This is a genomic window from Pseudomonas sp. NPDC012596, assembly GCF_042902325.1.
Taxonomy (GTDB): Bacteria; Pseudomonadota; Gammaproteobacteria; order Pseudomonadales; family Pseudomonadaceae; genus Aquipseudomonas.
In genome coordinates, this window is the sequence record NZ_JBIBEB010000013.1 from 154,754 (window position 1) to 174,328 (window position 19,575).

15 protein-coding genes are annotated in these 19,575 nt (G+C 62.3%); 11 read left to right on the forward strand and 4 right to left on the reverse strand.

What is annotated here, in order from left to right; genetic code table 11:
• Nucleotides 1-29 precede the first annotated feature (29 nt).
• Nucleotides 30-1,820, reverse strand: a complete 1,791-nt coding sequence (ggt, locus tag ACFY68_RS17175) for a gamma-glutamyltransferase (protein ID WP_387529579.1) — start codon at nucleotides 1,818-1,820, stop codon at nucleotides 30-32.
• 93 nt (nucleotides 1,821-1,913) lie between these two features.
• Nucleotides 1,914-3,101 (reverse strand): 4-hydroxybenzoate 3-monooxygenase, encoded by a 1,188-nt coding sequence (gene pobA, locus ACFY68_RS17180; protein ID WP_387529582.1) that lies wholly within the window; start codon nucleotides 3,099-3,101, stop codon nucleotides 1,914-1,916.
• A gap of 131 nt (nucleotides 3,102-3,232) precedes the next feature.
• Here pobA and ACFY68_RS17185 point away from each other — a divergent pair, with 131 nt between their 5' ends.
• From ACFY68_RS17185 to ACFY68_RS17195, 3 genes are all read left to right on the forward strand, one after another.
• On the forward strand, nucleotides 3,233-4,111 hold the full coding sequence (locus ACFY68_RS17185) for a helix-turn-helix domain-containing protein (RefSeq protein WP_387529585.1): 879 nt from the start codon (nucleotides 3,233-3,235) through the stop codon (nucleotides 4,109-4,111).
• Between the two features lie 108 nt (nucleotides 4,112-4,219).
• Entirely contained in the window at nucleotides 4,220-4,618 is a 399-nt protein-coding gene (locus tag ACFY68_RS17190; RefSeq protein WP_346613064.1) for a MerR family DNA-binding transcriptional regulator, read from the forward strand.
• 20 nt (nucleotides 4,619-4,638) lie between these two features.
• Complete coding sequence (locus tag ACFY68_RS17195; RefSeq protein WP_387529589.1) at nucleotides 4,639-5,538, forward strand: hydroxymethylglutaryl-CoA lyase; 900 nt, start codon at nucleotides 4,639-4,641, stop codon at nucleotides 5,536-5,538.
• A 535-nt stretch (nucleotides 5,539-6,073) separates the two neighbouring features.
• On the opposite strand, the gene ACFY68_RS17200 is transcribed toward ACFY68_RS17195, so the two are convergent.
• Nucleotides 6,074-6,592, reverse strand: a complete 519-nt coding sequence (locus tag ACFY68_RS17200) for an MgtC/SapB family protein (protein ID WP_387529591.1) — start codon at nucleotides 6,590-6,592, stop codon at nucleotides 6,074-6,076.
• Nucleotides 6,593-6,773: 181 nt separating this feature from the next.
• Between ACFY68_RS17200 and ACFY68_RS17205 the strand changes: the two genes are divergently transcribed.
• The 4 genes from ACFY68_RS17205 to ACFY68_RS17220 all read left to right on the forward strand — a co-directional run bounded on the left by ACFY68_RS17205 (nucleotide 6,774) and on the right by ACFY68_RS17220 (nucleotide 12,104).
• Nucleotides 6,774-7,013 carry a DUF3203 family protein gene (locus ACFY68_RS17205; RefSeq protein ID WP_387529594.1) on the forward strand — a complete coding sequence of 80 codons (240 nt, stop codon included), beginning with the start codon at nucleotides 6,774-6,776 and terminating at the stop codon, nucleotides 7,011-7,013.
• A 122-nt stretch (nucleotides 7,014-7,135) separates the two neighbouring features.
• Nucleotides 7,136-8,524 (forward strand): cytochrome c oxidase accessory protein CcoG, encoded by a 1,389-nt coding sequence (gene ccoG, locus ACFY68_RS17210; protein ID WP_387529597.1) that lies wholly within the window; start codon nucleotides 7,136-7,138, stop codon nucleotides 8,522-8,524.
• Nucleotides 8,525-8,563: 39 nt separating this feature from the next.
• Complete coding sequence (gene mapR / locus ACFY68_RS17215; RefSeq protein ID WP_387529600.1) at nucleotides 8,564-9,973, forward strand: GntR family transcriptional regulator MpaR; 1,410 nt, start codon at nucleotides 8,564-8,566, stop codon at nucleotides 9,971-9,973.
• A 55-nt stretch (nucleotides 9,974-10,028) separates the two neighbouring features.
• A complete protein-coding gene (locus ACFY68_RS17220) occupies nucleotides 10,029-12,104 on the forward strand; it encodes a PAS domain-containing protein (protein ID WP_387529603.1) in 2,076 nt (691 codons plus the stop codon).
• A 9-nt stretch (nucleotides 12,105-12,113) separates the two neighbouring features.
• On the opposite strand, the gene ACFY68_RS17225 is transcribed toward ACFY68_RS17220, so the two are convergent.
• Nucleotides 12,114-12,860: an SDR family oxidoreductase gene (locus ACFY68_RS17225; RefSeq protein ID WP_346613057.1), complete on the reverse strand. Its 747-nt coding sequence runs from the start codon at nucleotides 12,858-12,860 to the stop codon at nucleotides 12,114-12,116.
• Nucleotides 12,861-13,027: 167 nt separating this feature from the next.
• On the opposite strand from ACFY68_RS17225, the gene ACFY68_RS17230 reads away from it, so the two are divergent.
• The 4 genes from ACFY68_RS17230 to ACFY68_RS17245 are packed head-to-tail and all read left to right on the forward strand — an operon-like array spanning nucleotide 13,028 to nucleotide 19,555.
• Nucleotides 13,028-15,583, forward strand: a complete 2,556-nt coding sequence (locus ACFY68_RS17230; RefSeq protein WP_387529606.1) for a type VI secretion system Vgr family protein — start codon at nucleotides 13,028-13,030, stop codon at nucleotides 15,581-15,583.
• On the forward strand, nucleotides 15,580-17,604 hold the full coding sequence (locus ACFY68_RS17235; RefSeq protein ID WP_387529609.1) for a DUF3274 domain-containing protein: 2,025 nt from the start codon (nucleotides 15,580-15,582) through the stop codon (nucleotides 17,602-17,604). The genes ACFY68_RS17230 and ACFY68_RS17235 overlap by 4 nt, the downstream gene beginning before the upstream one ends.
• On the forward strand, nucleotides 17,601-19,283 hold the full coding sequence (locus ACFY68_RS17240; protein ID WP_387529612.1) for a DUF2875 family protein: 1,683 nt from the start codon (nucleotides 17,601-17,603) through the stop codon (nucleotides 19,281-19,283). The genes ACFY68_RS17235 and ACFY68_RS17240 overlap by 4 nt, the downstream gene beginning before the upstream one ends.
• A gap of 2 nt (nucleotides 19,284-19,285) precedes the next feature.
• Nucleotides 19,286-19,555, forward strand: a complete 270-nt coding sequence (locus tag ACFY68_RS17245) for a PAAR domain-containing protein (protein ID WP_387529615.1) — start codon at nucleotides 19,286-19,288, stop codon at nucleotides 19,553-19,555.
• Nucleotides 19,556-19,575: the final 20 nt, after the last annotated feature.

Below are 19,575 nucleotides of genomic sequence, written 5' to 3' on the forward strand. Positions count from 1 at the left end.
ATGGATGGCAAAGCTGACTTCTACCACGGCTAATCACCGAGTGCCACGCCTTCGCGGCGCGGGTCGGCGCCACCCGCCCACCCTGTGGCAGTGCGCTGGATGATCTGCATGCCACTGGTCATGGGCATGGGTGTGACCTCATGGCCCCAGGCTGCCAGTTGGCCGATCAACGCCTGGCTGGTCAACCCGGCTTCCACTTCGGTACCGGCGTTGCGGCTGCCAAAGTTCGGCAGGTTGCTGGCCTGCTGCGGGTCGAGCCGCCAGTCCAGCAGGCCGACCAGCGCCTTGTTCACGTAGCCGATGATCTGTGAACCACCCGGCGATCCGAGGCTGGCCACCAGTTCGCCCGTCTCCTGTGCAAACACCAAGGTTGGCGCCATGGCGGACAGCGGGCGCTTGCCAGGCTGCACCCGGTTGGCCACGGGCTTGCCGTTTTCCTGCGGGATGAAGGAAAAGTCGGTGAGCTGGTTGTTCAGCAGGAAGCCCCTGACCATCAGGTGCGAGCCGAACGCCGCCTCCACCGACGTGGTCATGGCCAGGGCCTGGCCGCTGTCGTCTACCGCCGACAGGTGCGAGGTGGAAATGCGCAGGGGGGAGCGGTCGGGGGCCAAGGCAAGGTCCGCGCCCTGCGGCTTGCCTGGGCGCGCGTACTTCATGCTGAAGTCACCGACCTGTTTGGCGCGCTCGGCCAGGTAGGCAGGAGCAGTCAACCCCTTGAGCGGCACCGGCACGTAGTCGGTGTCGGCCAAGTACTGGGCGCGGTCGGCGTAGGCTAGCCGCTCGGCTTCGGCGATCAGGTGGACTGCCAGTGGGGCCGGCTCCAGGCCGGCCACGGACGACGTGTCGCGCGGCGGCATGGTTGCCAGGTCGCGCGGCGGGTGGCTGCGATGCAGCGCGTCAAGGATGCCCAGGGTCTGCAGCACGGCCACCCCGCCCGAGGACGGCGGCGGCATGCCACAGACCTGCCAGGCCTTGTAAGGCCCGCACAGCGGTGTGCGCTCCCGGGCCTGGTACTGGCGCAAGTCCTGCATCGACAGTTGCCCGGCATTGGCTTGGCTGCGCACCTTGGCAACCATGGCCTCGGCGATGTCACCGGTGTAGAACGCGTCGACACCCTGCGCTGCGATCCGCTCGAAGGTTTGCGCAAGCTCCGGGTTGCGCAACAACGTGCCCACTGCCAGTGGCCGGCCCTGGCCATCGAGGAAATACCGGGCCATTGCCGGTGAGCCGGCAATGAAAGGGTCACCGGCCACCAGGGTGTGCAAGCGCTGCGAAACCGGGAAACCCTTGCGCGCCAGGGCGATGGCCGGGGCAAACAACTCACTCCACGGCAGCTTGCCATGCTGGTCGTGGGCCAGCTTGAGGGCGCGCAGCACGCCGGGTACGCCCACCGAGCGCCCACCGATCTGTGCGTCCCGGAACGGCATCGGTGTGCCGTCCGGTTGCAGGAACAGCTTTTCAGTTACCGTCGCCGGCGCCGTTTCGCGGCCGTCGTAGGCCTGCACACGCTGGCCATCCCAGTACAGAATGAACCCTCCGCCACCGATACCGCTGGATTGCGGCTCGACCAGGGTGAGCACCATCTGCATGGCGATTGCCGCATCGATGGCACTGCCGCCGGCACGCAGCATGGCCCGCCCGGCCTCGCTGGCCAGGGGGTTGGCGGCGGCGACCATATGGCGGGTGGCGTGCACGGGTTGCAGGCCGCTGCGGTAGCCGGATTGCAGCTCGGGGGGTGGGGGGAGCAGTTGGTCGGCAGAGGCGTATTGGGTGGCGAGGGCCAGGGACATGGTGCAGATGAGGTGGGTCGGGAATTGCATTGGGGGGTGTCCTTTCGAAGTGCATGACGCGAGGCTTTTGGCGCGCTTGAGATCAAGCGCGCCAAAAACCTCCCGGCATGCACCTATACACCCTTACACCACCTCCTCAAATGGCAACCCCACATAGTTCTCGGCAATGTTCACCAACCCCGCCTCGGACGACAGGTAGTACTCCCGATCCGCTTCCTGCATCTTCTGGTCCCAGGCATCCTTATGCTCGCCGAAGTCATGCAGCAACTGGGTCATGAACCAGCTGAAGCGCTCGCCTTTCCATACCCGGCGCAAGGCCAGCGGTGAATACTGCTGCAGCAGGTCGGTACGCCCCTCGCGGTAAACCTTGACCAGGATCCGATACAGGTAATTGACATCCGAGGCCGCCAGGTTGAGCCCCTTGGCGCCGGTGGGCGGCACAATGTGCGCGGCGTCGCCGACCAGGAACAGGTTGCCATACTGCATCGGCTCGACCACCTGGCTGCGCAACGGCGCGATGCTCTTTTCCAGCGCCGGGCCAGTCACCAGGCGCGCCGCCACATCCTCGGGCAACCGGGCCTTGAGCTCACCCCAGAAACGCTCGTCCGGCCACTCCTCTACGCGTTCCTCCAGCGGTACCTGCAGGTAGTAGCGGCTGCGCGTCTGCGAACGCTGGCTGCACAGCACGAAGCCGCGCTCATGGTGGGCGTAGATCAGTTCATGGTTGACCGGCGGGGTGTCGGACAACAGGCCCAGCCAGCCGAAGGGGTAGACGCGCTCGTAATGCTTGAGCACGCCTTCCGGGATGCTCTGCCGGGAAACACCGTGGAAGCCGTCGCAACCGGCAATGTAATCACAGTCCAGGCGGTGAGTTTGCCCGTCCTTCTCGAACGTGACATAGGGCCGTTCGCCCTTCAGTTCGTGTGGCTGGACATTGCTGGCGGCATAGATGATCGGCGCGCCGCTGGCCTCGCGTGCCTGCATCAGGTCGCGGGTAACTTCGGTCTGGCCGTAGACCATGACCGTCTTGCCACCGGTCAGGCCCTTGAGGTCCAAGCGCTGACGCCGGCCGCCGATCAGCAACTCGACACCTTCGTGGACCAACCCTTCGTGGTCCATGCGCTCGGCAACGCCCGCTTCGCGCAGCAGGTCGACGGTACCTTGCTCGAGCACGCCGGCACGGATGCGGCCGAGTACATACTCAGGGGTCTGGCGTTCAAGAATGACCGTGTCGATTCCGGCCTTGTAAAGCAATTGGCCAAGCAGCAGGCCGGACGGACCAGCCCCGATGATTGCAACCTGAGTTTTCATTGTTGTTGTCTCGTGCTATTAGGGTTCGCACTTGCATTTTTACTGGCAACTCTGGCCAATTAAGTGTGCTATCCAATGCAAAACCTGCACTTTTACAAAAATCGTTCGATTACCGGACAGGTATTCTTTATATGAAATCCAGCCTCCCCGGGGTACCGCTGTTCCAGCTCTATGGCGAAAACCAGGCCTGGCCTGGTACCGACCTGCTGCATTGCGAGTCGATCCCCGCGCGCAGCCGCTTGCACCATTGGGAGATCAAGCCGCACCAGCACGCCGAGCTGTTCCAGTTGCTGTATGTACAGCGCGGCCAGGCCCAGGTGGAGATCGAAGGCGTGCGCACTGTCGTCGACGAGGCCGCAATCCAGGTGGTGCCGCCGCTGACCGTGCACGGCTTTCGCTTCAGCGCCGACATCCAGGGGCATGTGCTGACCTTCGGTACGGCCTTGGTGGCCGACCTGGAGCAACGTCTGGGCGCGCCGCTGAGCGTATTGACGAAGGCTGCGTGTTACCCGCTGGGCAAGGACCGCGTGCGGCTGCGCAACCTGATCGAGACGCTGCAGCAGGAATACCAGGGCCACGAGCCATCACGGGTGACCCTGCTCGAAGCCCTGGTAACCGCGCTGATGGTGTGGATCAGCCGCCGCCAGCAACTGGGCCAGGCGCCGCGTAACCGCGATGAACGTGACCGGCAGCTGCTGGGGCAATACCTGCGCCTGGTCGAGGCGCATTACCGGGAGCATTTGTCGGTGGAGGACTTCGCCGCCCGGATGAACATCCAGAGCCTGCAGCTCAACCAGCTGTGCCGGGCATTGAGCGGGCAGACCGCATTGCAAGTGGTGCATCAACGGCTGTTGCTGGAGGCACGGCGCAACCTCATCTACACACGCATGAGCATCGGGCAGCTGTCGGACAGCCTGGGGTTCAGTGACCCGACCTACTTTGCGCGGTTCTTCAAACGCCTGAGCGGGCAGACGCCTAATGGCTATCGGCGATCAGTGCAGCCTGAATGATTGGCGGTAGCCCGAAGAGGCCGTAAACGAGCACATCTCCACCGCCCTGCTTGACGTATACGTCAACCTGCATTCAGGATACTGGCATACCCCACGCCGAGCCCAAGCATGAGTAGCCAGACCTACAGCATCTCCGACCTTTCCCGCGAGCTGGACATCACCACCCGCGCCATCCGCTTTTACGAGGAACAGGGCCTGCTGAGCCCGGAGCGGCGCGGCCTGGAGCGCATCTATTCGGCACGCGACAAGGTCAGCTTGAAGCTGATCCTGCGTGGCAAGCGCATCGGCTTCTCACTGGCCGAATGCCGTGAACTGATCGAGCTGTACGACCCCACCAGCGGCAACCTCAAGCAGCTCAACAGCATGTTAGGGAAGATCGCCGAGCGTCGCGCCCAGCTTGAGCAACAGATGCTCGACATCCACCAGATGCAACTGGAGCTGGACACCGCCCAGGAACGCTGCGAACAAGCCCTGGCCGCCACCTTGAACAATAACGACAACCGTTGACCCGCCACAGGAACCCCGCCATGCCTTTGCCCGAAAAAGTCCGCCTGGTCGAAGTCGGCCCCCGCGACGGCCTGCAGAACGAAGCCCAGCCCATCAGCGTCGCCGACAAGGTGCGGCTGGTCGACGACCTGACCGACGCTGGCCTGGCCTATATCGAAGTCGGCAGTTTCGTCTCGCCCAAATGGGTGCCGCAGATGGCCGGCTCCGCCGAAGTGTTCGCCGGCATCCAGCAGCGCCAAGGTGTTACCTATGCGGCCCTGGCACCCAACCTGCGCGGCTTCGAGGACGCCCTGGCGGCGGGGGTGAAGGAAGTGGCCGTGTTCGCCGCCGCCTCCGAAGCGTTTTCCCAACGCAACATCAATTGTTCGATCAGCGACAGCCTGAAGCGCTTCGAACCGATCATGGAGGCAGCGCGCAGCCACGGTGTGCGGGTGCGCGGTTATGTTTCCTGCGTGCTGGGCTGCCCGTATGAGGGTACGGTCAGTGCCGAACAGGTCGCCCCGGTGGCCAAGGCCCTGCATGAGATGGGCTGCTACGAGGTATCGCTGGGCGACACCATCGGCACGGGCACCGCAGGTGACACCCGGCGGCTTTTCGAGGTGGTCTCGGCCGCGGTACCGCGTGCGCAACTGGCCGGGCATTTCCACGACACCTACGGGCAGGCGCTGGCCAATGTGTACGCCAGCCTGCTCGAAGGCATCAGTGTGTTCGACAGTTCGGTGGCCGGGCTGGGGGGCTGCCCTTACGCAAAAGGCGCCACGGGCAACATCGCCAGCGAAGACGTGGTGTACCTGCTGCACGGCATGGGGATCGATACCGGTATCGACCTCGACCGGCTGATCGCGGCCGGGCAACGCATCAGCGCCGTACTGGGCCGGGCCAATGGTTCGCGCGTGGCGCGGGCACGCAGCGCGCACTGAGGTTCACACGCCTGTCACATCTGTGTGGGTGGAGTGTTACCGCCCCCACAGGCTCCAGCAAAAAATCGGGTAACAGGGAAACAATTCGACAGAATTTCAGGTGGCCCGATTTTCCCATTTTCGATCAAGCCTTTGATTTTAAAGGGTTTCCTAAAGTTGGCACGGCACCTGCTATATCTTTGGTACAACAACAACAAAAAACGTGACACCCAATAAAAACAACATGTACCGGCTCTGACATAACAAAAACAACACGGCAGAGGCGCAGCAAGCAGATCTTTTTGAAGTAGGCAGGTTTTTCAGGGGTACGCCCCCGCGAGCTGGCACAGAACAATAAAACTACCTCAAGGTAGCGGCAGTCAGCATCGGATCCTCAGGATGAAAGCAGGTCAGCGCTCAAAAAAATACGTTTGCTCTTGACCCCGGGTGGGGGTCGCTCGCAACACCAGGACAGGCTTACAAAAACAACAAAAGGCCGGTCTCAATAATAAGAAAAGAGCAGGCAACAACGCTTTGAGGGGAGCTTCGGCTCCCCTCAGTGCTTCCCGCTCCCCTCCTCTCTCTGCTTCTCTTCGTTCTCCCTCTCCACCTTTTCCACGACCAACGGCATCGTTGCCAGCACCAGCAATGCCATCAGCGTGCTGATCAGTGCCGTGGCCTCACGCCCCATACCCGCCGCCGTGCCGATCGCAGCCGTCATCCATAGCCCGGCAGCGGTGGTCAGGCCTTTGACATGGCTGGGGTCCCGACCGTTACCTTTGAGAATGGTACCCGCGCCGAGAAAGCCGATGCCCGCGACGATACCCTGGACCACACGGCTCAGCGCCTGATCGTCGGCACCGGCCATGCTGGGCGCCAACACGAAAAGCGCGGCCCCCATGGACACCAGCATGTGCGTGCGCACACCGGCAGATTTGCCTTTGTGCTCGCGCTCGAAGCCCAGCACAGCGCCCAGCACCGCTGCCATCAATAGGCGCAGGAGGATGCGCGTGACTTCCTGTTCGTCGGTGATGTCGGCGAATTCCGCCTGGATGGTTTGCCAGATGAGGTCCATGGGTAGTACTCAGGCTGAGGCTATGTGTTGCCGCTACAGGCTTGCCCGCGAAAAAGCCGATACAGGCACCTGGATGGTTGACCCCTGCACATTAGGCAAAGTGCCCGCCCGGCCGAACAATGCAGCAACCCTGCATGGCCTGCGGTCACAACTGTTAACCGCACCCCGGAGGAGCCACCCCATGCCCGTCGAAATCGAAGAAAGCACCCGCCGTTGCACGCTCATTGGCGAAGACCTGCGCATCGAAGGCGAAGGCCCGGACATCGAGATCATCACCGATGAACAATTGCATATGTCCGTGGCACTGCTGGCCGGTCAGCGTGTGCCGATTACCGAAAGCGAAGCCGACGCGCTAACTGTAGCGGGTGCGGTGGATAGCCGCAGGCATTTAAAGGCCAGCGTTCCAGGCTCGGTGATTTAAGGCTTCAGCAATATTTGGCGGCAATCTGATACGGTTTTAATGGCGAAATCTGAGCCTGTGCTGGAAACAGCTCGGGGCTCATAGTGCTCATGCCTGATCTAGGCGTGATGAGCACCGAAGCCATGAACGACCGAATCGAAGTCATCGAACTGGCCGCCCCCAAGCGGCCTGCCGTCAACGGTATCCACACCCGCAGTTTCACGGGCGTGTACCGCAACCTGCGCATTGGCTTCGCCGGCCTGTTGTTCGTACTGTTCTTCGGGACGGCCTGGTTCGACTGGGACGGCCGGCAGGCCGTGCTGTGGGACTTGTCCAGCAGCAAGTTTCACATCTTCGGCGCCACCTTCTGGCCGCAAGACTTCATCCTGCTTTCGGCACTGCTGATCATCTGCGCGTTCGGCCTGTTTGCCATCACCGTGTACGCCGGCCGGGTGTGGTGCGGCTACAGTTGCCCGCAAAGCGTGTGGACCTGGCTGTTCATGTGGTGCGAAAAAGTCACTGAAGGCGACCGCAACCAACGCATCAAACTGGCCGCCGCGCCCTGGGGCCTGAACAAGCTGGCGCGCCGTACGTTCAAGCACAGCCTGTGGCTGGCGATTGGTGTGCTCACGGGGCTGACCTTCGTCGGCTACTTCACACCCATCCGCCCACTGGCCCAAGCGCTGTTCAGCCTGCAACTGGGCGGCGTGGCGTTGTTCTGGGTCGTGTTTTTCACCGCTGCCACCTACATCAACGCCGGCTTGCTGCGCGAGGCGGTGTGCCTGCACATGTGCCCTTATGCGCGCTTCCAGAGCGTGATGTTCGACCAGGACACCTTGGCCGTGGCCTACGACCCGCGCCGCGGCGAATCACGCGGCCCACGCAAAAAGGGCAGCGACGCGCGCGCGCAAGGCCTGGGCGATTGCATCGACTGCACCTTGTGCGTGCAGGTCTGCCCCACCGGCATCGACATCCGCCAAGGCCTGCAGATGGCCTGCATCGGCTGCGCCGCCTGTATCGATGCTTGCGACAACGTGATGGCCAAGATGGGTTACCCGCGCGGCCTGATCGGTTACAAGTCAGAGCACAGCCTGCAAGGCGGCACCACGCACTGGCTGCGGCCGCGGCTGCTGGGTTACGCGGCGGCCCTGCTGGTGATGATCGGTGCGCTGGTGGCGGCCTTGCAGTTGCGCCCGATGGTGTCGCTGGATGTGATCAAGGACCGTGGCCTGTTCCGTGAGAACGCCCTCGGCCAGATCGAGAACATCTACTTGCTCAAGGTCATCAACAAGACCGAGCAAAGCCAGCGCTATCATTTGCGCCTGCTGGACGCCAACGGCTTCGAGCTGCATGGCAAGGCCGAGTTCGTCATCCCCGCCGGCGAGATGAGCGAACTGCCGGTGTCGGTGGCCATGCTTGCCGAGCGCCCCGCCAGCAGCTCGCAGCCACTGGCCTTTGAAATCCAGGCCAGCGATCTACCGGCGATCCGCAGCGTGGCTTACAGCCGCTTCGTCGCACCGGTCAACCGCTGATCCCTTACACTCACTGTTCACCTTGCTTGCCGAGCCCCCATGAAACGCTACGAACGCTTTGCCGACGACATTGCCGAACTGATCCGCTCCGGGGTGCTCGGCCCCGGCCAGCGCGTGCCTTCGGTACGCTATGCCAGCCAGGCCCACGGGGTCAGCCCGTCGACGGTGTTCCAGGCTTACTACCTGCTGGAGCGCCGCGGGCTGATCCGTGCACGGCCGCGCTCGGGCTATTTCGTCAACGCCCATGCGCCACGCCAGTTCAGCGAACCGCAACCGCTGGAGCCGCTGAGCGAATCGACCGACGTGGATGTCAGCGCGCTGGTGTTTTCCATTCTCGAATCGATCAAGGACCCGAACACCGTGCCGTTCGGCTCGGCCTTCCCCAGCCCCGAACTGTTCCCGCTGCAGCGCCTGTCGCGCTCGCTGGCCAGCGCCAGCCGGGCCATGGACCCGCGCATGGTGGTCACCGACCTGTCGCCGGGCAACCCGCAGTTGCGGCGGCAGATCGCCCTGCGCTACATGGTCGGCGGGCTGATGTTGCCGATGGAAGAATTGCTGATCACCAACGGCGCACTGGAAGCGCTGAACCTGTGCCTGCAGGCGGTCACCGAGCCTGGCGACCTGGTGGCGATCGAGGCGCCGGCCTTCTACGCCTGCCTGCAGGTGCTCGAGCGGCTCAAGCTCAAGGCGGTGGAGATCCCGGTGCACCCGCGCGAAGGCATGGACCTGGCCGCGCTCGCCCAGACGCTGGACAAGCACCCGATCAAGGCCGTGTGGTGCATGACCAACTTCCAGAACCCGGTAGGCGCGAGCATGCCCGAGGCCAAGAAACAGGCGTTGGTCGAGCTGCTGCGGCGTCACCAGGTGCCATTGATCGAAGACGATGTGTACGCCGAGCTGTACTACTCGCAACAGGCGCCCAAGCCGGCCAAGGCCTTCGACACCCAAGGCCTGGTGATGCACTGCGGTTCGTTTGCCAAGAGCCTGGCGCCCGGCTACCGCATTGGCTGGGTAGCCGCCGGGCGCTTCGCGCAGAAAATCGAACGGCTCAAACTGATGACCTCGCTGTGCGCGTCGATGCCGGCCCAGGCCGCCATCGCCGACTACCTGCAACACGGCGGCTACGACCGCCACCTGCGCAAGCTGCGCTACGCCCTGGAAGGGCAACAAGCCAACATGCTCGCCGCCATCGCCAACTATTTTCCGCCGCAGACGCGGGTCAGCCAGCCGTCCGGCGGTTACTTCCTGTGGCTGGAGTTACCCGAGCAGATGGATGCCTTGAAACTGTTCCACATGGCCTTGGCCCAGGGCATCAGCATCGCACCGGGGCCGATTTTCTCACCCACCCGACGCTTCGGTAACTGCATCCGCCTGAACTACGGCAGCCCCTGGCATGACGATGCCGAGCGTGCCATGGAAACCCTGGGGCGCATCGTGCGATCGTTCTAGCCGCCACCGGGGCGCTCAGGCTAAAGTTGAGCACTGCTCTGTGCCGGACGCCCCAATGCCCCACCGCGAATTGCAGCAACTGCGCCAGCAGGTCGAAGCCCTGCAACGGCGCAATGCCGAGCTTGAGTCAGCCCAGGCACACCAGCAGGCGCTAGGTGGTGACCTGTTCCGCTTTCTGTTCGACACCATGGACGAAGGCTTCTGCGTCATCGAGTTCTTCGACGGCCCGCATGGGCCGCTCAGTGACTATATTCACGTCGTGGCCAATGCGGCCTATGCCAAGCATGCCGGGATCCCGAACGTGGTCGGGCAGAAGCTGCGCGAGATGGTCCCCGACGAGGCCGACGACTGGGTGGCACGTTACGGCGCCGTGCTGCGTACCGGCGAACCCCTGCAGTTCGAACAGGAGCTGATTGCCACCGGCCACGTGCTTGCCGTTTCGACGTTTCGTATCGAACCCCCTGAGCGTCGCCAAGTGGCCGTGTTGTTCCAGGATGTGACGGAACGGCGCAAGGCCGAGCAAGCGCTGCAACGGCTCAACGAAGAGCTCGAACAGCGGGTCAGCGAAGCGCTGGCCGAGCGCCGATTGTTTGCCGAGTTGGTCGACCACAGCGTGGTCAATGTGCATGTACTCGATAAGCGCATGTGTTGGCTGGCAGTCAATCGCCAGGCACAGCAGGACTTTCACGACCTGTACGGGCGCATGCCAGACGTCGGCGACCACATGCCAGCGCTGATGGGTAACGATTCGCCGGACTACTGCCTGATACTACCGATGTGGCAACGTGCCCTGGCCGGTGAGCAGTTCACCACAACAGGGGCCTTTGGCCAGGCGCCGAACCGGCGTCACTTCGAGTTGCGCTTCAATGCCTTGCGCGCGCCCGAGGGCACTGTTCAGGGAGCCTACCTGTTCGCCTATGACATCAGCGAGCGTGTGCAGGAGCAGCAACGGCTGGCCAAGGCCGAACAGGCGCTGCGCCAGGCGCAGAAGATGGAGGCGGTGGGCCAGCTGAGCGGCGGTATCGCCCACGACTTCAACAACCTGCTGGGGAGCATTCTCAATGCTCAGGAATTGATGCACCAACGCCTGGCCCAGGCCCGTTACGAGGAGTTGGCCCCCTTGCTGGACCTGTCCAGCAACTCCGCGCAACGGGCCTCGTCGCTGGTACACCGGTTACTGGCCTTCTCGCGTCAGCAGACCTTGCAACCGCTCGCCACCCAGGTCACGGCGCTTGTCAGCGGCATGGAAGAACTGATCCGCCGCACCATTGGCCCATCCATCACACTGCGCAGCTACTTCGCCAGCGAACTGTGGCCCACCTTCATCGACCCTCCGCAACTGGAAAGTGCGCTGCTCAACCTGTGCATCAATGCCCGCGATGCGCTGCCAGCCGGCGGCACGGTCGATATCCTGGGTGAGAATATCGTGCTGGACACCGAGCTCGCGCAACCTCTGGAGCTCCAGCCCGGGGACTATGTGCGCCTGAGTGTGGTCGACAACGGCTGCGGCATGAGCGCCGAGGTGGCAGCGCGGGCCTTTGACCCATTCTTCTCGACCAAACCCATGGGCCATGGCACGGGCCTGGGGCTCTCGATGACCTACGGTTTCGTCCGCCAGTCGGGGGGGCAAGTGCGTCTGCTCTCCACGCCTGGCGAAGGCACTCGGATCACGCTGTACCTTCCGCGTCACCCTGAGCAGCCCAAGGAGCCGGCCAGCGCGCCCAGACGAACATTGCTGGACAGCCGCCGCGCCAGCGGCCAACGCATCCTGCTGGTCGAAGATCAGATGGCCTTGCGCCTGGTCGTCGCCGAGGTACTGGGGGAGCTGGGCTACCAGGTCGAGGCGTTCGAGAGTGGCCCGGCAGCGCTGGCCTACCTGCAACATGCCGAGCCGCCAGCCCTGCTGCTCAGTGACATCGGCCTGCCCGATGGCCTTAACGGCCGCCAGCTGGCCGAGCGTTGCCGCCTTGAGTACCCTGACCTGAAAGTGTTGTTCATCACCGGTTACGACGAGAGCGCGGCGCTGAGTGACGGCCAGCTGCTGCAGGGGACCAGCGTGCTGACCAAGCCTTTTGACCTGGACGTACTGGCCGAACGTGTGCGCCAGTTGCTGGTCGATGAGCTGCCCTGAGGGCCGCGATCAGCGGCCGCCGCCGAGGTCGATGAAGCTGCCGGTACTGTAGGAGGCTTTTTCCGACAGCAGCCAGAGAATCGCCTCGGCCACTTCTTCGGGGCGCCCACCGCGCCCCATGGGCAGGCCTGGCTCGAGCTTGGCCACCCGGTCGGGGTCACCAGACAGGGCATGAAAGCCGGTGTGGATGTAACCGGGGCGCACGCCATTGACGCGCACGCCCTCGCCCGCCACTTCCTTGGCCAGGCCGATGGTGAAGGTGTCGAGGGCGCCTTTGGAGGCGGCGTAGTCGACATATTCGTTGGGTGAGCCCAGGCGCGAGGCCACCGAGGACACATTGACAATGGCGCCACCCTGGCCGCCGTGCCGCCGGGCCATGCGCAGCAGCGCATGCTTGGCGCAAAGCATCGGGCCGACGACATTGGTTTTCATCACCTTGAGAAGGCGAAACTCGGACATGTCCTCGACACGGCTCTGCAGGCCGATGGTGCCGGCATTGTTGACCAGCGCGGTGACCGGGCCGAGTTCGTGGTCGACGCGTTGGAACAGCTGGATCACCTCATCTTCGACGCTGGCGTCGGCACGCACGGTGATGGCCTCGGCACCCAGCGCACGGACCTGTGCAAGGAGGTTTTCGGCGGCCTGGTCGTCGGCGTGGTAGTTGATGCAGATGCGGTAGCCCTCTCGGGCGGCCTGCAAGGCGGTGGCCGCGCCGATGCCGCGGCTGGCGCCGGTGATGACGATGACTTTGTGCATGGTGTTTAACGGATCGTTCAGGGGACGGACCTTCGACGATAGGGGAAAAAACCTGTTATTGGAACGATCGTCACGACTTGACAAACTATGGCTCGACGCGTTGCGTCGGGTTTTGTCGCAACCTGTGATAGGTTGCGCAGCTTGTTTTGCCAAGGAATCCAACGTCGATGGAATTGACGAGTATTTTTGCACCCCAAAACCGCCGCCTGATCAAACTCACTACCCCTATTCAGGATGACCAGGCGTTATTGCTGGAGCATTTCAGCGGCAATGAAGGGTTGTCCACGCTGTTCAGCTTCGAGCTGGCACTGATCAGCCAGGATGCCAGGCTTGAACTCAAGTCATTGATGGGGCAACCCGCCCATCTGGAGATCGAACTGGCCGACGGCGGGGTGCGCCATATTCATGGTCACATCACTCGGTTCAACCTGCTGGGCAGTGACGGTGGCCTGGCGCGTTACAGCGCGACCCTGAGCCCATGGCTATGGATGCTGTCGCGTCGTGTGGATTCGCGGATCTTTCAAGAGAAGACCGTTGAAACGGTCATCCGCACGGTGTTCGAGCATTATGGTGGGTTGCGCGAATACGAGTTTCGCCTGCTCAGGCCGCTCAAGTCACACAGCTACATCACCCAGTACCGCGAAACCGACCTGGATTTCGTGTTGCGCTTGCTGGAGCAGGACGGCCTGTTCTTCTACTTCGATCATTGCAAGGACGGCCACAGCCTGATCATCACGGATAGATCCCAAGGCCTGGAAGCGCTGCCCGAACAACCGCAGATCCGCTACCACAGCGCCTTCGTCACCGAGACCAGTGACTCGATCACCCAGTGGCGCAGTCACCGGGCCTTGCAACCGGGCACGATGGCCATCCAGACCTTCGATTACAAGCAGCCAAGAAATCCATTGTCCATCCACATGGACAGCCTGAATGAACAGGGCGACGTCCCGCCCTACGAGGTCTATGATTTTTTCGGTGCCTACAGCCATGGCCTGCACGACGAGGGTGAGTCCCTGGTCCGTCGCCACCTGGAGATCATCGAAGCCCAAGCCAAGACCTTTACCGGCACCAGCAACTGCCGGGCCATGCGGCCGGGCTACAGCTTCGAGCTGACCCAGCACTTCGACCATGAAGGCGGCGCAGTAGATGATCGCCAGTTCCTGCTGGTGTCGGTCGAGCACCGCGGGCGTAACAACTACTTTTCGGATGAGCCGGCAGGTTACGACAACCAATTTGTCTGTATTCGCCAGCGCATCCCTTATCGCCACCCGATCACCGTGGCGCGCCCCACCATCAATGGGCCGCTCAGTGCGATCGTGGTCGGGCCGGAGGGGGAAGAAGTCTTTACCGACGAACTGGCGCGGGTCCAGGTCAGGTTCCACTGGCAGCGCGCAAGCAGCCTGCCGCAGGGCACCACCTGGGTGCGGGTGGCGATGCCCAGCGCCGGCAGTGGCTTCGGTCATCAGTTCTTGCCACGTATCGGCCAGGAAGTGTTGGTCACCTTCCTGGCAGGTGATATCGACCGCCCCGTGGTCACCTCGGTGCTGTACAACGCCGACCAAACGCCGCCGCGTTTCAGCAAAGCCTCCGGCCTGCCCGGCAACCGTGCGCTTTCCGGCATCCAGACCCAGGAGCACAAGGGCCGTGGGTTCAACGAGCTGTTGTTCGATGACACACCGGGCGCCTTGCGGGCCCGCGTCGGCACCACGCATCAGGCCACAGCACTCAACCTGGGCAAGCTCACCGAGCCACGCACTGATGGCCAGGCCAAGGCCCGTGGCAACGGGGCCGAATTGCGCACCGACGCCGCGATTGCCCTGCGTGCGGCCCAAGGCATGTTGCTGACCACCTATGCACGCCAGGACGCCACGGGGGCGCAACTGGACCGCGAAGAGCTGCTGACGCTGCTGGCCGAGTGCGGGGAGCTGTTCAAAAGCCTCGGGCAAACCGCTGCCGCACGAGGCGGGGCAGCGGTAAACAGCGAGGGCATCGACGCCTTGAGCCAGGCGCTGAAACAGTGGCCAACGCCCGACAGCGACAGCCCGGGCAAGCCAGTCATGGCCGTTGCGGCCGAGGCAGGTATCACCAGTGCCACACCGCGTTCGCAAATCCACTATGCCGGTGCTAACCACGACACCACCGCCCAGGACCACCTGCAGTTGACCAGCGGCGCGGCCATGCGCCTGCAAGCCGGCAAGGGCATCGCTGCCTTCGCCCAGGACGAGGGTATCAGTGCTATCGCCAACCGCGGCAAAGTGCTGGTCCAGGCCCAGGAAGACGACATCACCGTCAACGCACAGAAAAACCTGCACCTGTCGGCCGCCGAAGGCGAGGTGGTCGTCACCGCGCCAACCATCCGCCTGGTGGCCGATGACGGCAGTTACATCAAGATCGGGGGCGGCGTCGAAATCGGCAGCCAAGGCAAGGTGATCGTCCATGCCAGCGAGCATGACTGGGTCGGGCCCAACACCGACAGCGCCCAGGTACCGGCATTCACCCGCGACCCGGCGGCGCAACGCCTGGCTTTCCACTACCCGGGGCACGCCGACGACAGCGTGCGAATGGCCGTTGACCACGCCTACCAGATCAAGCTCGAAGACGGCAGCACTGTACAAGGCCTGACCGACGCCAGCGGGCTCACCGAACACGTCGAGCGCGAAGCGATGCACCAGGCACAAGTGGCTGCCCTGCGCAGCACCGGCAGCAAAGGAGGCAGCCAATGAGTGGCGATCAAATTACCGTGGCTGAAAGTGTCACCCGGCTGGTACCCAACTTCAGTACCGAACGCAAAATGGAGGTGCCCGCCGACCTGCCAGGGGTGGTGATCTTCTTGCACGGCGTGAATGACCCGGGGGCTTCATACGAGTCGGTAGAGACGGGGTTGTGCCAGGGGGTGAATGAGCGATTGGATCGGCCTGATCTGAAGGCGGGGCGGTATGGGACTGGTTACAATGCTGCGAAAGTTATCCCGATTGAGGAACGCGGTGAGGATCACAAAGCCACACTCGACGATCCAGATACGTACCTTTATCAGCGAGACGCGGACGATCCCAAAACCCGCAGCCTGATGATCCCATTCTACTGGGGCTATCGCGCCGAGCCTGGCGAGATCAAGCGCGATGAAAATAACGATCCGACCAAACTGCGCGACCAATACCAGGACGTCTTCGAGAACCGTCTGGACCGGCACTTTGCCAAGGGCGGCGGTTTTTTCGCCAACGCCACCAACAACCTGCTGGAGATGTACGGTAAAGGCTTTGCCAAGCTCCTCCGGATATTTGCGCAACCCTCGCTATCCAACCCTCAGTACATGGGAAAAGGGCCGCATCGGCGTTACTTTGTGTTGGCGGCGACGCGACTGGCCATGCTGGTCAGTGAGATCCGTCGCATATCGCCTGATGAAACCATTACCATCATGGGCCACAGTCAAGGCACCTTGATTACCCTGCTGGCCCAGGCCTTGTTGATCGATAAGGGCCAACGCTGCGCCGACACAGTCATCATGGTGGACACGCCTTACAGTGTCCTGCCCAAGGCCACGCCCAAAGGCCATGACACACTCGCGACGCTGATCAACATCGCCACGGCGGTCACCCAGGCACCTCATACCCAGCCGCCGCTGTCCGCACTCAGGGACAACAAAACCTACGGCGGTCGCACGGGCCCAAAGTGGTCGCCCACACAGGGCACGCGCAAGGACAAGGTCGGCAACATCACCGTTTTTCCAGAGCGTGATAATCGCGGCAAGGTATACCTGTACTTCAGTCCGGACGACACCACTGTCGCGCTGGACGACGTCCAGGGCATCGGTACCTATGGCGTGCCCAACGCCTTGCCTGACGGAAGACCAGCGATGGCGGCGTTGCAGGCCTTGCGCTTTTACCAGCGCATGTGGACCAAGCGGTATCGCAACGGCGAGCCGGTGCTGGTCGGTGACGCCATACAACAAACAGTGCTGCGGGCGCAGGGAGAGCCCCGATACCCAGGCGGCTGGTCAGGGGCCGCAGTGGTCTCGCAAGCGCCTATGGCAAAAGGTGAAGAACGCCTGATCAATGCCGAATCCTTGAACCCACCCCACGCGCCTCAGATGTTCGGCGGTGAGGCGGTAACCGGCACCCCCACCCAGGCAGGTATGGACAGCCCCGATGACGTCAGCATCCGCTCTGCGTTGGGCAACCCGATGGCCGAGTTCAAATCGATCAAGGTCCGTACCAACCCTACCCGGGTCGACCGGGAAGAAGAACGTGCTCGGTGGAACGCTGGCAAAGAGCCCGGCGATCAAACAGCAGCCATACGCCAAGAACCCGTGTCGGGTAATCCGATGCTGAAGACCCAGGATCATTACGTCATTTTCCGTGAAGAAACGCCTAATGAAATCCAGGCCCGGATGCCCACAGATCCGGCTGAAATGGACCTTAACAGCTATCATTCAGCGGTTTTGCGCAGCCCGGAGAACCAACGCTGGGTAACGGCGATGGACATTGCGATTGGCCAGGCGCACAGCCTTGATGATCCGGCTATGCGGGAGGTGTTGGTTGCGATTGCGGATTGGAAGATGGATGAGACGACATTCAGCAAAATCACTAAATTGCCAGGTTGGTCGAGACTGAGTGGGGAGGCTCAAGGATTGGTGACTGCCAGTAATAAGTATTATGAGCTGGGTGTGTTTCCCCCTTCAGGCCTGGTCTCGCTAACGCCACCGTCCCTAGTAGCCAATGCAACTGACAAAGGAGTCGGCCGATGAAGGACTACACGCCCTCTCCTACGTCACGCCCCAGCCTGAAACCTTATCAGCTAATCGCCGGGGTGCTAATTGTGCTCTGGCTCGGCTTCATCTGGATTGTCCAACTCAAAGCACAGGAAACCGACATGGTACTTCGCGACATGAAACCCGTCATGGCCTGGGGCATCGCCGCTATTGTCAGCTCGTTGCTGGTGATCTTTGGCACTCACTGGTGGGGCAATGCCCTGGCAAGTGAGAAAGCAGAGCTTGCGAATTATCGCAACCAGATAGAGGCCAAAAACGCCGAGCAGCAGGCCACGCGAGCGCGGACCTACGCTCTGGAGATTCGGGGGGTTGGACTTGGAATTTACACAGACGGCCAGTCCAAGATCTGGCAGTTCATAAAAAAGAAGAACGACAATTTCGCCTCGATTTACCCGCAGGACGCGAAAGACTACAACCCGTCATTAACCTCGCGGGAAAATTCCGCGAAAATTAAAGCCCGTATTGCGTTCAAGAATTCGGCAGGTGAGGCAGTGGCCTACTGGCCGATCCCGGTATTTGCGCTAGGACCGCCTGCCCCCTACGATAGCTCTTTCACAGCAGCGGGCCTGATCAATACAGGACGTAATGCTGCGACCCTGGGTGTTACCCAATTTCTGTGGCAAGACGATCAAAGCACAACCCATGCGCAAGGCATGATCGAGCGACTGTTCACGTTTTTTGACGATAACCCCAAGGTGCCACAGGCTTTAATCGCGAGCCGAGACGGTGACGTGATACGAAACGGCTATCGCAAACCCGGCACACCGGGATTGCAAAATGGCCACGTGGTTCCGAAGATCTACGAAAACGCGACTGGCCTGCTGGTCACGCGCTCGGACCGAGTGGACCGCTACATTCGCCCCTTCGTTACCCGTGACGCCGAGGACAATCAGGACAAAAAAACTGACTTCGGCAAGTTGTGGGCGTTTTATTGGGATCGGAGCAAGGCATTTATAGACTGGTATGAAGCCGCCGAACATGCCAAAGGCGTTAACATCCTGATGGGCCCGACCACCATGTCCAGCGCCTACTGGCAATCGCAACTACCCACCTTGTGGAAAACCCTCAATAACCGCGGCCCAGGCCATTTCGAACCGTCCCCCTGGCTGCCCGTGCGTTGGGCCGACCACCAACTGAAAGAGTTCGACGCCGCACCAGTGCTGGGCTACCTGCACCGTCCAATCAAGGTCTCGATGCAGGACGAACACGGCAAGCGCCTCAAACCCGCATTGCAGGCCAAGGCCCTGCAGGCCGGTTGGCTCAAGGCCCTCGACACTCTGCCCGATGGGCAAAAACCGCTACGCGTGTTCTACGACACCACTAACAACGCTGAAGCGGAAATCGCCCTGACCAATGCCTTGCACAGCCTCAATACCGATGGCCAAGGCCTGGACCTGGGCAATGTCGACGAGGGCTACGACATCGGTCGACGCCTGGGCAATACCGGCGTCAGCAGCGCACTGGTGGAAATCAACTTGGCCACCATCGCCAGCTACCACGACGGCGGTGCCAGTGCCGTGGTGTACGCCGGCAGCGACGGCAGCCTCACCGTGCAGATGATCAGCCCGCCGGATGAGGCACGCAAAGCGAAGAACCAGCAGAACCGCGGCGCTGACCCCTTCAAGTATGGCCTCCCAAGCGCCGGACGATCCTAGGCATGAGCTCTCCCATCTGCCTGGGCGACCCCACCAGCAGCGGGGGCAGCGTGCTGTCATGCCAGCTGGCTGGCACCCACACCGTCAACGGCAAAACGCCAGCGGTGCTGGGCGACAAGGCCAGTTGCCCGCTTCACCTAGGGGTTTTTGCCTTTGTCGAAGGGCACCCTCGCCGACGCCTGAACGGTAAGCCTGTGGTGCTGCAAGGCCATCGGCTGGCATGCGGGTGTCACGGCGTGGCCAGCCATGCGCTGAATGTGAGCGTTGTGTAGTCACAAGCCTCGCACCTCCA

Coding starts and splice junctions, on each gene's coding strand:
- ggt (WP_387529579.1), bottom strand. CDS start 1,820: ATGCAATTCCCGACCCACCTCATCTGCACCATGTCCCTGGCCCTCGCC.
- pobA (WP_387529582.1), bottom strand. CDS start 3,101: ATGAAAACTCAGGTTGCAATCATCGGGGCTGGTCCGTCCGGCCTGCTG.
- ACFY68_RS17185 (WP_387529585.1), top strand. CDS start 3,233: ATGAAATCCAGCCTCCCCGGGGTACCGCTGTTCCAGCTCTATGGCGAA.
- ACFY68_RS17190 (WP_346613064.1), top strand. CDS start 4,220: ATGAGTAGCCAGACCTACAGCATCTCCGACCTTTCCCGCGAGCTGGAC.
- ACFY68_RS17195 (WP_387529589.1), top strand. CDS start 4,639: ATGCCTTTGCCCGAAAAAGTCCGCCTGGTCGAAGTCGGCCCCCGCGAC.
- ACFY68_RS17200 (WP_387529591.1), bottom strand. CDS start 6,592: ATGGACCTCATCTGGCAAACCATCCAGGCGGAATTCGCCGACATCACC.
- ACFY68_RS17205 (WP_387529594.1), top strand. CDS start 6,774: ATGCCCGTCGAAATCGAAGAAAGCACCCGCCGTTGCACGCTCATTGGC.
- ccoG (WP_387529597.1), top strand. CDS start 7,136: ATGAACGACCGAATCGAAGTCATCGAACTGGCCGCCCCCAAGCGGCCT.
- mapR (WP_387529600.1), top strand. CDS start 8,564: ATGAAACGCTACGAACGCTTTGCCGACGACATTGCCGAACTGATCCGC.
- ACFY68_RS17220 (WP_387529603.1), top strand. CDS start 10,029: ATGCCCCACCGCGAATTGCAGCAACTGCGCCAGCAGGTCGAAGCCCTG.
- ACFY68_RS17225 (WP_346613057.1), bottom strand. CDS start 12,860: ATGCACAAAGTCATCGTCATCACCGGCGCCAGCCGCGGCATCGGCGCG.
- ACFY68_RS17230 (WP_387529606.1), top strand. CDS start 13,028: ATGGAATTGACGAGTATTTTTGCACCCCAAAACCGCCGCCTGATCAAA.
- ACFY68_RS17235 (WP_387529609.1), top strand. CDS start 15,580: ATGAGTGGCGATCAAATTACCGTGGCTGAAAGTGTCACCCGGCTGGTA.
- ACFY68_RS17240 (WP_387529612.1), top strand. CDS start 17,601: ATGAAGGACTACACGCCCTCTCCTACGTCACGCCCCAGCCTGAAACCT.
- ACFY68_RS17245 (WP_387529615.1), top strand. CDS start 19,286: ATGAGCTCTCCCATCTGCCTGGGCGACCCCACCAGCAGCGGGGGCAGC.